Origin of the sequence: Natrinema sp. 1APR25-10V2, assembly GCF_031626495.1 — an archaeon.
Lineage (GTDB): Archaea > Halobacteriota > Halobacteria > Halobacteriales > Natrialbaceae > Natrinema.
In genome coordinates this window covers 443,607-455,652 of sequence record NZ_JAMQOJ010000003.1, presented here as the reverse complement: position 1 = coordinate 455,652, position 12,046 = coordinate 443,607, and the positions used below count along the sequence as shown (strand labels likewise).

Annotated in this window: 8 protein-coding genes and 1 tRNA gene; 5 read left to right on the top strand and 4 right to left on the bottom strand. The window is 66.9% G+C overall.

Features of this window, described 5'->3' with window-relative positions:
- Nucleotides 1-77: 77 nt before the first annotated feature.
- Nucleotides 78-854, bottom strand: coding sequence for a 2-oxo acid dehydrogenase subunit E2 (locus tag NDO75_RS11670; RefSeq protein ID WP_310906452.1), 777 nt, complete (start codon nucleotides 852-854; stop codon nucleotides 78-80).
- Between the two features lie 378 nt (nucleotides 855-1,232).
- Here NDO75_RS11670 and NDO75_RS11665 point away from each other — a divergent pair, with 378 nt between their 5' ends.
- From NDO75_RS11665 to NDO75_RS11650, 4 genes are all read left to right on the top strand, one after another.
- The gene (locus NDO75_RS11665; protein ID WP_310906451.1) at nucleotides 1,233-2,222 is read left to right on the top strand and encodes a class I SAM-dependent methyltransferase family protein; all 990 of its coding nucleotides are present in this window, start codon (nucleotides 1,233-1,235) and stop codon (nucleotides 2,220-2,222) included.
- A gap of 95 nt (nucleotides 2,223-2,317) precedes the next feature.
- Nucleotides 2,318-2,391 (top strand) — tRNA-Thr (locus NDO75_RS11660).
- A 252-nt stretch (nucleotides 2,392-2,643) separates the two neighbouring features.
- Nucleotides 2,644-3,885, top strand: a complete 1,242-nt coding sequence (locus NDO75_RS11655) for an alkyl sulfatase dimerization domain-containing protein (RefSeq protein ID WP_310906450.1) — start codon at nucleotides 2,644-2,646, stop codon at nucleotides 3,883-3,885.
- Nucleotides 3,886-4,470: 585 nt separating this feature from the next.
- Nucleotides 4,471-4,857 carry a hypothetical protein gene (locus tag NDO75_RS11650; protein ID WP_310906449.1) on the top strand — a complete coding sequence of 129 codons (387 nt, stop codon included), beginning with the start codon at nucleotides 4,471-4,473 and terminating at the stop codon, nucleotides 4,855-4,857.
- Here NDO75_RS11650 and NDO75_RS11645 read toward each other — a convergent pair.
- From NDO75_RS11645 to NDO75_RS11635, 3 genes are read right to left on the bottom strand one after another with little or no spacing between them, the layout of a single operon-like run.
- The gene (locus NDO75_RS11645; RefSeq protein WP_310906448.1) at nucleotides 4,854-5,558 is read right to left on the bottom strand and encodes an energy-coupling factor transporter transmembrane component T; all 705 of its coding nucleotides are present in this window, start codon (nucleotides 5,556-5,558) and stop codon (nucleotides 4,854-4,856) included. The two genes, NDO75_RS11650 and NDO75_RS11645, sit on opposite strands and share 4 nt — an antisense overlap.
- Nucleotides 5,552-6,265, bottom strand: coding sequence for an ABC transporter ATP-binding protein (locus tag NDO75_RS11640; protein ID WP_310906447.1), 714 nt, complete (start codon nucleotides 6,263-6,265; stop codon nucleotides 5,552-5,554). The genes NDO75_RS11645 and NDO75_RS11640 overlap by 7 nt, the downstream gene beginning before the upstream one ends.
- 10 nt (nucleotides 6,266-6,275) lie before the next feature.
- Complete coding sequence (locus NDO75_RS11635; protein ID WP_310906446.1) at nucleotides 6,276-6,866, bottom strand: biotin transporter BioY; 591 nt, start codon at nucleotides 6,864-6,866, stop codon at nucleotides 6,276-6,278.
- Nucleotides 6,867-7,291: 425 nt separating this feature from the next.
- Between NDO75_RS11635 and NDO75_RS11630 the strand changes: the two genes are divergently transcribed.
- Nucleotides 7,292-12,013: a CARDB domain-containing protein gene (locus NDO75_RS11630; RefSeq protein ID WP_310906445.1), complete on the top strand. Its 4,722-nt coding sequence runs from the start codon at nucleotides 7,292-7,294 to the stop codon at nucleotides 12,011-12,013.
- The last annotated feature ends 33 nt before the right edge of the window (nucleotides 12,014-12,046 follow it).

Below are 12,046 nucleotides of genomic sequence, written 5' to 3'. Positions count from 1 at the left end.
GGCTCGAGGACGACCGGGAAGATACGTCCATCGACGGGCAGACTATCGAACGGGCTGAGAGACGCACTCACTACCGTTCACTCCAGCCCGTGTGCTCCTTCGACGAGTTCCGTCAACTGCTGGACGAACCGCGCTGCGGGGGCTCCGTCGACGACATCGTGATCGAACGTCACCGTGAGGCAGAGGTAGTCTCGAGGCTCGATCTCACCGTCGACGAGTCCCGGTTTCCGATCGATCCCGCCGACCGTCAGCTGAAGCGTGTAGTTCGTCGGGCTGATTCCCCAGCCGCCGCCCGTCCCAAACATTCCGACGGAGGTGATAGCGACGGTGCCCGCCATGCGCTTCCAGCGCCGGGGAAACACCTGCGGCAGTCGCCACAGCTGCCGCCGAAGGAATCCGGGGAGTCGAAGGCCGACGGAACTCGCTCGCGTTTGTCTGCCCTCGTCCGGATCCGTCTGGGCGGTTCGAATCTCGTCGTGAATCGACAGGAGAGACCGCCGATTCGCCGCTCTGATGACGTGCGGAACGGCGATGCGGGTTCCCTCGAGTTCCCGTTCGATCAGCACGTTCACGTCCACGTCGTCGAACCGGACGCTGCGTCCCCGCCAGTCGGTGTATGCGTGGACGTGCGGGTGATCGTCGAGAGCTTGAGCCAGACAATGCACGAGAAACGCTGTGAACGACAGTCGTACCCCCGTGTTCTCCGTTCGTTCATCGATGCGCCGTCTGACATTGGTCACGTCACACTCGACGAGTCCGTGAACGTCGCTTCGCTTCCCGGCCATTCGCATGTAGTCGATCGTGCCGCGGCGCTGTAACGGAACGGACGCGGTCGATTCGCCGTCGTCTGTCATGCGAAACGTACCTCACCGAGGGTCATCGTGTTTGTCCCGGGCGCGCAGGCTCTCCCCACCGGGATCCGTCGATGGCGAGTACTCGGCGTTCGAACGACAGCCGATCGTGCTCGAGGTCGTATCAGCGACGACTGATCGACGGGGCAACCCCTCCCTCGTTCCGTTGAATCCGTACTGTCTACGCAGCGCGACCCCGTGAGCGTCGTCTCAGTCCGCTCGAGAACCGACCATCCGCCCCGTCTATCGAAGACCGTCGGCGACGGCGTCGTCTCCATCAGGCAGATTCGATATATCATCTTACGGTTTATTCACGATGTTCGGCCTCGAGCACGCCAGCGAAAACGTCAGCGTTACGGCGGCCCACCGGCCAGTTCGCGTATGGAAGTGCCGTGCGTCCGCGTCGCGCGCGAGGCCGGGGAAGCGACGCGCACGAGGCTCGCCGAGGCGGACCTGATCGACGACGCGTACGAGATCGCGGTCGAGGACGGCTGGCTCTACATCCCGGTATCCGACGCCGACGCGGCCCGAGCGGCGCTCGAGGACGCCGCGATCGTCAGCCGCACGGTCGACGAACGCGAGACGCAGACGACCCCCGCGGATCTCCTCCCGTTCGAGCCCTCCTACGAACGGCTCGGCAGAGCCGCGCTCGTCGACGAAGACGACCCCGATCGCGCGCGCGAGATCGCCGACGCCGTTCTCGAGTCGGATCTCCCCGTGGAGACGGTGCTGAACAAGGCCTCGAAGGTCAAAGGCGAGACGCGCGTGCGCGACTGGGAGTTGCTCGCCGGCGAGGACACGGAGGTCGTCCACCGCGAGTACGGCTGCGAGTTTCTGCTGGATCTCGCGACCGTCTACTTCTCGCCGCGGCTCGCGACCGAGCGCCATCGCGTCGCTCAGCAGGTCGCGGCCGACGAACGCGCGTTCGACATGTTCGCCGGGGTCGGCCCGTTCGTCGTCCCGTTCGCGAAACGCGGCGCGGACTGCGTCGGCGTCGACATCAACGCCGAGGCCATCGACTACCTGCGCGAGAACGCTCGACGAAACGGGGTCGCGGACAGCGTGACCGCGATCTGTGGCGACGTGCGCGACGTGGCCGCCGACTACGACGGCTGGGCCGACCGCATCGTGATGAACCTCCCCCACAGCGCCGACGAGTTCCTCGAGTCGGCCGTCACGTTGGCCGGGGACGACTGCGTCATCCACTACTACGACATCCAGCACGAGGACGACCCCTTCGGCCCGGGCGAGCGTGCGATCCGCGCGGCCGCCGAGCCGGAATACGAGGTCACCGTCGAAACCCGCCACACCGTTCGATCCTACGCGCCCCACGAGCTGAACGTCTGTCTGGACGTGCGACTCGAGCGGTGATCCGCGGACCGTCTCGAGGCGCGTAATCCCATCCCACGACTGGATCGATTCGCAACCCTTATGGCTGGTATCGGTCCTACGAATAAACGCGAAGTGCCGGTGTAGCTCAGACTGGCAGAGCGAATCCTTCGTAAGGATTAGGTCGAGGGTTCAAATCCCTCCACCGGCTTGTCTTCTGCGACGAACACCACGTGAGGAGCGAAGCAAGCCGTGGCGGATTTGAATCAGGGAGCAGCTTCGCTGCGATCGCGGTTCAGATCCCTCCACCGCTGTCGGTCGCTACGAGCAAATCCGGGAGCGACGACCGCGCTCGAGTGGTGACGGAGGCGATGAACGAGCACACCACGGGAGCGACGAGCCCTTTCCGCGATACGTCAACTCACACCGAAGCTATTTGACGATACGTCAGTAGTGCTGAGCTATGTCCGATGATGCCACGGATTACCGCGATATCGGCTGGGTCGACGAGCCGACCGAGATAACCGAGCGCACGTACTTCATCTCGCAATTCAGCGCCGTAACCGCGTTCGAGACCGCCGACGGCCTCGTGCTGGTCGACTCGGGACTCGGCGAACTCGGTCCGAAACTGAACGATTCGCTCCGCGAGTTCACCGACCGGCCGGTCCACACGGCGATATTCACGCACGGACACGCCGACCACGTCCACGGGTTACGACACTTCCTCACCGACGACCAGGACCGGCCGCGGATCATCGCCCACGAGGCGATGCCCGAACGCTGGGCGCGATACGAGCGGACCACCGGCCACAACGAGGCGATCAACGCCCGACAGTTCGGCGGTGCCGTTTCGGCGGCCGACGAGTGGTACGAGGAGGATACGAACTTCCGGGCGCCGGATCTCACACCGGACACGTTCTACGACGACGAACTCACGATCGAGGTCGGCGACACGGCCTTCGAGATCCGCCACGGCCGCGGGGAGACCGACGATCACAGTTGGGTGTACTGCCCCGATCGGGACGTCGTCTGTACCGGCGACTTCTTCATCTCGATGTCGCCGAACGCCGGCAACCCCCAGAAGGTCCAGCGGTATCCGGAGGAGTGGGCCGAAACGCTGCGCGAGATCGCTGTCCTCGAGCCGACCCACCTCTGCCCCGGACACGGGAGCGCCGTCGTCGACGATTCCGCGGCGATTCGGACGCGCCTCGAGGAGACGGCCGCCTACTTGGAGTCGATCGTCGATCAGACGATCGAGGCGCTCAACGACGGCTCGCCGCCCCACACTGACATCGTTCACGCGGTCGACGCGCCCGACACGGAGTCGCCCTGGCTCGAGGAGATCTACGACGAGAGCGAGTTCATCGTCCGGAACCTGATCCGACGCTACGGCGGCTGGTGGAACGGGCGACCGAGCGACCTGAAGCCCGCCACCCGCGATGGCCAGGCCGAGGAGATCGCGGCGCTGGCTGGTGGTCCGGACGCGTTGCTCGAGCGCGCCGAGGAACTGATCTCGGACGGGGACTATCGCCGGGCGACGCATCTCGTCGATTACGCGTTGGAGGCCGCTCCGGCGGACGAAACCGTCCGAGAAGCGGCCGCCGAACTGTACGAGGAACGCGCAGCGGCCGAGGCGAGCCTGATGTCGACCAACCTCTATCAGTCCGCGGCCGCGTACGCCAGAGAAGGCAGACCGTTCCGATAGACGGTCCCCGAGGGTTCGGAGGCAGACCGCTCTGACTGACCGAACCCCGGCGCTTTCGCAGTCCTCCATCGAAGGCCAGACCACGGGCGATTACTGGCGTGTCCTCTTCTGGCGAGAGATCGGCCACACACCGTCCAGAGCGGTGCTTTCGAGCGGTTTCGGTCGCTTTCCGTCGGGCAGCCATCGGTGCAGGTTCGTCGCCCCCGAGGCGACATAAACTACATAGTACGATAGCAAATCGGACGAAGCGGGACCCCATGCTGGTCGATCGATCGCTGAGAGCGATACGAACTGAGATCGCTACAGAAACGGGTTCGAACCGCTGATACGAAGTGATTCGGCGGATGGCAACGGCTGAAGACAGTCGGAGCCGGCACGAAAGGGGAAGTGGGGGGTACGACGGCAGGACCGTGCGTGTATGGCGCAGGTGATGATATGGCTTCCTGCCGTACTCGTTCGAAAGCACTCGGTGGGCATAGCAGTGGCCCCAAATAAATTTGGACCGGCGTCGTAACCGATCCCGACTAGCGGATCGGTGTTCGTGACGTGCTAACTATTTTAACCGCACCGGATCGTGTAGGTGACATGACCTCGCGGGAACTGACAGTGACGGTCGACGACGTGTCGGCGTCGTACGATCACGCGGGCCGACTCGAGCACGTCGACCTCCGACTGAGCTACGAAACGACCCACGAGACGAACGTGGGCAAAAAGCGGGTCACCTACGGTGCGCCGCAGTTCCGCTTCGCGGTCGACGGGGAGGGTATCGCGCGACTCGAGGCAGTCGAGAGCCGCCGTCACGATCGAGCAGAAGAGGAGCGATCCGGCGCGCAAATCGTCGACTTCCGGGCGATTCCGGCTGCCATCGAAATCGTCAGCGAGATCGGGGACGTCGAGCGCGTCGAACCAGTCGAGGAGTCGATCGAAAATCAGATCGCAGAGATCGAGACGGTCGAGTTCGAGACCGACTAGTAGAACGCGGAGAGCGCGAGGGCGACGGCGAGGGCGAGAACGGGATAGTCGATGCGGGAAAACGAGAGCGACGGGAGCGTGGGATTCCACGCGAAACACCGCGCCTGGAGCGCGAGCGAGAGCCGATCGGCCCGATCGAACGTGCGCGTGATCCCGAGGATCCCTATCGTGCTGGCGCGGTCGACGGCGCCGCGTTCGGTGCCCAATCGGGCGGCCATCGCGTCGCGGATCGTCCGTAAATCGCCGCGGAGCACGGGAAGAAAGCGGAAGACGAGCCCGACTCCGACGCCGAGGAGCTGCCCCGGCTTGCCGGGGATCGTCCGCTGAATCGCCGCTCGAGAGTCCCGCACCGGGGTCGATCGAACGTAGGCGGCGCTGACGAGGAGGATGAGCAGCACCCGGTAGCTCGCCAGCCCGGAGGCGACGGCAGCCGACCGATCGAACCAGGGCGCCCCGAGCGTGATGCCGGCGAGCAGCGGTGCGATCGCGAGGACGAACAGGGCGACCCGGTACGCGACGAGGGTCCGACGGAAAGATACCCGCGCCACAGCCATCGCGACAACCGCGAGGCCCGAGAGCGCGAGGAGTGCACGCGGCGTCGGATGCGCCAGCGCGGTGGCGGCGAAGCCCATCTGGACCGCCAGCTTGGACCGCGGATCGAGCCGGTGGGCGAGGCTCTCGCCGGGTTCGTAGGTCAGCATCGTGTGGCGTCGGGCACTCGCACCTCGAGCCCCCCGAGTGCGTCCAGTGCGTCCGCGGGCGGGCCGTCGACGGCGACGCGGCCATCGCGCATGGCGATCACCCGGTCGGCCAGCCCCAGCACGTCCCGTAGGTCGTGCGTCGCGAGCAGGACGCCCGTTCCGTCGGCCGCCAGCGCCTCGAGGCGTTCGAGGACCGACCGGCGCGCGGGGTCGTCCAGTCCGGTGAACGGTTCGTCGAGGACGAGGTGGGTCGGCTCCATCGCGAGCGCGCCCGCGATGGCGACGCGGGACTGTTCACCACCCGAAAGGGCGTCGATCCGCTCGTCGTCCCGACCGACCATGTTGACCGCCTCGAGCGCGGCCGCGACGCGGCGGTCGATCTCCTCGCGTGCCAGTCCGAGGTTTTCGGGGCCGAAGGCGACGTCCGCACCGACGGTCGCGGCGACGAACTGATCGCGCGGGTGCTGGAAGACCATGCCGACGTTCGAGCGGGCGGCGATCAGGTCCTCGGCGACCGGCGTTCCGTCGACGAACACGTCACCGGAATCGGGCTCGAGGAGGCCGTTGCAGTGGCGCAGCAGCGTGGTCTTCCCGCTGCCGTTTGCCCCGGCTAGCAGGACGAATTCGCCGTCGTCGATCGACAGCGAGACGTCCTCGAGGACGGGAACGTCGTCGAACGCGTGTGAGACCGACCGAAACTCGATCATCGTCCCGTCGTCACGATCGCACCGGTGTGATACGACCGGATCGGACGATGGCGACCGCGGCGGCCATCTTGAGGATCTCGCCCGGGATGAACGGGAGCACGCCGGCAGTGACGGCTTCCCACGCCCCCATATCGAGAACCCAGGCCATGTACGCCGCACCCATGCTGTAGATGACGAGCGTGGCCACGACGAGTGCACTGACGATGACCGGGAGCGATACGTCGCGTAGATCGCGCAGCGTCGTCCCACGGTGGACGATGGCGCCGATCAGCGCCGCGGCGACCGGGTACGACCACAGGTAGCCGCCGGAGTACCCGATCAGGACGCCGAGTCCGCTGTTCATACCGGCGAACACCGGAACGCCGACTCCGCCCGCCACGAGATACAGGACGAGCGACGCGGCCCCCCAGACGGGACCCAGAACGAGCCCGGCCAGGAAGACGAACAGCACCTGCAGCGTGATCGGCGGTGCGCCGGCGATGGGAACCGGGATCGTGACCAGCACTGACGCACCGATCAGCGCCGCGAGGACTGCCGCTCGAGCGAACTGTCGGACGACGACGTCGTCTACGCGATCGATCGAACTCTCTTCTGTTGCCATACTCTCGCTCTCCCGTAAACCGGGATCAAAACTTCGGTTTCCGAGATATAAAGTAAGTGAAACGACATGTCGCTTCGACGGGCTTCGGCTCCGTTCTCGCTCGAGGCCGAGACGAAACAGAACGCTTCCTCTCAGTTTCGGTGACGGTTTCGCTCGAGTCCCGACCCGTCGGAGACGGTACACACGGGTGTCGATCGGTCGTCTGCGACAGCCGGTCGACCAATGGGCCGCGGTAATACCGAATTGTCTCGGTCCGCTAACCGAAACGACCGGCGGTCTTATGCGATCGTTTGGCCCCGTGATGGGAAAATGGGTACCGGTAGTCCAGCGGCCGGCGTTCAGGGGCGAGACGAAGCGAAATCGGGGGGAGATCGGTGGAGGAGCGAAACGGCGTTCGCAGACGCTGTTGCAGGAGGGATCGGCAGATGAGGGGGCGTCGAACGACCGCGGCCGTCGTCCTGCTGGCGGCCGCGCTGGTCGGAAGCGCCGTCGCGCTGCCGCTGCTCGGTGGTAGCGCCGGGCGAGTCGCCGGCGGCGAGACGACTGCCGAGGCGGCCGACGAAACGGCCGCACTCGAGGGAGCCATCGCACAGAACGGCTCACAAGCCGCCGCAGACGCCGAGTTCGAACTGGTGACGTTCGACCAAGAGACGGCGGCCGACGGCGGAGCAGAGCAGACCGCACAAGAAACCAACGAGACCGCCGTCGAGGCCGGCGTCGCGGAGGGCGTCGAACTCGTCCAGACCCAGGGAATCAACGTGACGCAGGAACAGCGAGCGGCGGCGCTCGAGGGCGCACGCGCGGCGGCGACCCAGTACCAGACCGTCGAGGCCGAACAGGTGCAGGCGGCGACGGCGGGGGCCGTCCACGGCGCGTTGATCCAGAAACAGTCGGTCAACGTCACTCAGATCCAGCACGCGGTCGCGGGGGCGACGGGCGGTGGACTCTCGCAGTCCCAGTCGGCGAACGTGACCCAGTTGCAGAGCGCGACCTGGGGCGCGGCCCACGGCGGGCTCGCACAGAGCCAGCGCGTGACTGGCGAACAGATCCAGGTCGCGACCAGGGGCGCGGCGGCGGGTGCCGCGAAGGAAGCGGGCGCGAAAGACGTCGGCAAGGTGCCGACGATTCAGGAAGCCGCCCAGGGATCGGCTTACGGGGTTCTGACGCAGTATCAGTCGATCACAGTCGAACAGCGCCAGCGGGTGACCATAGAGCACGTCCAGCACGCGGCTGCGGGAGCCGCCGCCGGGGCGATCGACGGGGCGACGCGCGCGAACGTCAGTCAAGCACAGCGAGTCGACGTGCGCCAGGAACAGCGCATCGCGGTCGAACAGCGCCAGCGGGTAACGATCAAGCAGGTTCAGAAGGCCGCCGCCGGGGCGGCGAAGGGGGCACTTGTTCAGAAACAGCGGGTGTCGGTCCGACAGACACAGGCTGCGGCCCGCGGCGCGAGCCGGGGCTCGCTGAAGCAGGTCCAGTCGGTCCGCATCGAGCAGTATCAGCGCATCTCGATCACGCAGATACAGGAGGCCTCGTTCGGCGCGGCGAAAGGCGCGATCTCTCAGAGTCAGGAGGCGACCGTCCGGCAGATCCACGCCGCGGCCACCGGGAGCGCAAGCGGCGTGCTGGTCCAGCGCCAGGTCGTCTCGATCACGCAGATCCAGTACGCCGCGGTCGGGGCCGCGGAAGGCGCGATCACGTCCGCGGTCCAGCAGCAGTCGGTGACCGTCGAACAGATACAGGCCGCCGCCTTCGGTGCGGGCGAGGGCGCGGTGACCCAGACGCAACTGGTCGAGATTACGCAGGTCCAGTATCTCGCGCGCGGCGGGGCGAGCGGCGCGCTGACGCAGGTGCAGACGGCGACGGTCGAGCAGATACAGACGGCGGCGCGACTCGCCACCACGGAGACCGCCGATGCCGTCCAGACCCAGCGGATCAGCGTTACGCAGCTCCAGCGGGTGACCGCCGAGACCGCCGCCGACGCGACCGCCTTCGCGGTTCAGGAAGGAACCGACGACGTAACGGTCATCAGCCAGCGCGTCGAGGTCACCGTCGTCCAGCGGATCGAGACGGTCGACCGGCTCGAGGGGACGGCCACTATCGACTTCGCCGATCAGACGTCCGGCGGCCAGCGGGTCACGATCGAGGAGGTTTCCCTCTCCGAGGGCGGCTTCGTGGCCGTCTACGAGGGTGTCGCCGTCGACACCGATCCCGACAGCGTGATCGGGGTCTCGAGCTACCTCGAGGCCGGAACCCACGAGAACGTCACGATCGAACTCGACGAGCCGCTGTCGGAGAGCGGAGCGGTCGTGGCGGTCGCCCACCACGACACGAACGGGAACGAGGCGTTCGACTACGTCGGTTCCGACGGCGAAACGGATCCGCCGTACGTCACCGGTGCCGGTGCGCCGGCCCTCGGCGGTGCGTTCGTGACGGTCGCGGAGGCACCCGACGAGCCCACCGGATCGCTGTCAGTGGCCGACCAGACCGGGAACGGCTCGAGTCTGACGGTCGATGAGGCGAACGCGTCCGTGCCGTACGCGGTGACCGCGACCTACGACGGCGAGACGGTCGAGAGCGAGACGTTCGCGGCCGGCGAGCCGGTGACGAACCTCTCGCTCGAGCTCGAGCCGCCGCTCTCCGAGAACGCGACAGTCGCCGTTTCTGTCGTCAGCGAAGACGGTTCGACGCTCGCAGACGAGACGATCGAGTACACCGTCGCGGCTGGACCCGACGAGCCGACCGGACCGGACGAGGGACCCAACGCGTCGCTGTCGGTGTCGAACCAGACGGGGAACGGCTCGAGTCTGACGGTCGACGAGGCGAACGCGACCGTCGACTACGCGCTCACCGTCACGCACGAGAACGACACGCAGCTCGCGGCGACCGAGCCGATCGTGGCCGATGAGACGGTCGAAAACGAGACGATCGAGCTGGAGCCACCGCTCACCGAAAACGCGACGCTCGAGGTGGCGGTCGTCGCAGCAGCCGACAGTGCGACGCTCGCGAACGAGACGATCGCGTACACCGTCGCTGACGAGGAGACCGAAGGGCCCGAGGGTTCGCTCTCGGTCGACAACCAGACGGGCGACGGCGAGACGCTCGCGGTCGACGCGGCGAGCGCGTCCGTTCCGTACGTCATTTCGGCCGAGTACGACGGCCAGCGGGTCGACAGCGAGGTGTTCGAGGCGAACACGACCGTCACCGACGAGACGCTCGAACTCGAGCCGCCGATCGAGGCGAACACGACCGTCGACGTCTCCGTTCGCGCCGCGGCGGACGACACGGTGCTGGCGAACGGGACGATTACGTACGGGCTCGCGGAACCGGACCCCGACCGGCCGACCGCGAACCTCTCCGTGGCCGATCAGACGGGCGACGGCGAGACGATCACCGTCACGCAGGCCAACGCGTCCGTCGACTACGCGATCACCGTCACCGACGAGAACGGCACGCAACGCACGGCGACCGAGACCTTCGGCGCGAACGAGACGATCGGCCCTCTCGAGTTCCCCCTCGAACCGCCGCTCGAGTCGAACGCGACGCTCGAAGTGGCGGTCGTCGACGCGGGTAACGGGACCGTCCTCGAGACGGACGCGGTCGAGTACACGGTCGACGGAACGCTCGAGTCGTTCGACGTCGAGTTCGTCAACTGCACGTACGTCGAGGTCGACGCCTCGCTCGACGAAGGTGAGCGGGTCGCCGCCAGCACCAGCTTTTACACCAGCAGCGGGATCGGTGATACCATCGCGGAGGACATCGTCACCGCCGGCGACGAGATGGAAGCCCCGTTCGACGGGACGATCGTCTTCCGGATCGGCGACGAACGCAACGTCACGACCGACGGCGACCGAGTGATCGTCGAGGTGCCCGACTACGGCACCTTCGGTACGTCCATCTCCGGCATCAGCTCGCCAGAAGCGGCACCCGTCGGTGGCATCGACTACCCGAATCCCGACGAAACGTGTCTCGATTCGATCCGGCCGGAGCGCCCGTCGCTCTCCGTCGTGGAGACGGCACCAACCGAGGACGGCATCAACGTGACCTTCGACTACGAGAACCCGAACGACGCACCGCTGGCCGCGAACAGCGAGTTCGTCGAGGGAACGACGACCGCCCGGCCGCCGACCGAACTCGAGCCCGGGCAGCAGGAGTTCACCGTCGAGTGGACGCCCGAGAGCGACGACGAACGGCTCGTCTGGCAGGTCGACCTCTCGCAGTTCGGCTACGAGGAGCCGCTGACCGCGGCGACGCCGCCCGCCGGCGAACTCGAGGCTGACCCCGCCGCGTTCGGCGTCTCGATCACGGGGACGAACGACCCCGTCACGCAGGGCGAGCCGATTCTGGTCGAGGCCCAGGTCGAGAACGTCGGCGGTGAAACCGGGACGCAGAACGTCTCGCTCGCGATCGGCGACGCCGTCGTCAACGCGACAGCGGTCTCGCTCGAGGCCGGCCAATCGGGAACACTCACGCTGAGCGCCGAGACGGCTGATCTCGAGCCCGGCGAGTACCCGGTCGCGGTTTCGACCGCGAACGAAACAGCCGAGACGACGGTGACGGTCGAACCGAGGCCCGATCCGGCCGCGTTCGCCGTTGCTGATCTCTCGGTGCCCGAAACCGGCACGCCGGGCGAGGAGGTGACGGTCAGTGCGACGATCGAGAACGAGGGCGATCTCGAGGGAACGAAGACGGTGACCTACAGCATCGACGGCCAACCGATCGCCGAGGCGTCAGTGACGCTCGCGGGCGGGCAGGCGACGACGCTCTCGTTCTCGCCGCAACTTCCCGCGGGGACATCGACGCACACGGTCGCGACCCCCGACAACCAGGCGTCGGTGACGATCGAGGCGGCCATACCGGGGGCGGACGAGGGGGCCGAACCCGAACAGCCGGAACCACCCGAACCACCTGAACCACCCGAACCGGCAGAACCCGACGTGCCGACGCCGCCCGAGCAGCCCGAAACGCCCGGAACGCAAGAGCAACCGAACGTCGCGGGCGGCAACGATCAGACGACGGGCCCGACGCAGCCCGGGTCACCGGGCACGAACGCTGATGCCGGCCCGAACACGGCCGACGGGGCCGATGGCGCGGCTGACGATGGTGGGGCAGCCGAGACCGGAAACGAAACCGAGGCTACTGGATAGCGCTCGCACCGACCGCGTCGTTCGACTCGTCGG

Coding starts and splice junctions, on each gene's coding strand:
- NDO75_RS11670 (WP_310906452.1), bottom strand. CDS start 854: ATGACAGACGACGGCGAATCGACCGCGTCCGTTCCGTTACAGCGCCGC.
- NDO75_RS11665 (WP_310906451.1), top strand. CDS start 1,233: ATGGAAGTGCCGTGCGTCCGCGTCGCGCGCGAGGCCGGGGAAGCGACG.
- NDO75_RS11655 (WP_310906450.1), top strand. CDS start 2,644: ATGTCCGATGATGCCACGGATTACCGCGATATCGGCTGGGTCGACGAG.
- NDO75_RS11650 (WP_310906449.1), top strand. CDS start 4,471: ATGACCTCGCGGGAACTGACAGTGACGGTCGACGACGTGTCGGCGTCG.
- NDO75_RS11645 (WP_310906448.1), bottom strand. CDS start 5,558: ATGCTGACCTACGAACCCGGCGAGAGCCTCGCCCACCGGCTCGATCCG.
- NDO75_RS11640 (WP_310906447.1), bottom strand. CDS start 6,265: ATGATCGAGTTTCGGTCGGTCTCACACGCGTTCGACGACGTTCCCGTC.
- NDO75_RS11635 (WP_310906446.1), bottom strand. CDS start 6,866: ATGGCAACAGAAGAGAGTTCGATCGATCGCGTAGACGACGTCGTCGTC.
- NDO75_RS11630 (WP_310906445.1), top strand. CDS start 7,292: ATGAGGGGGCGTCGAACGACCGCGGCCGTCGTCCTGCTGGCGGCCGCG.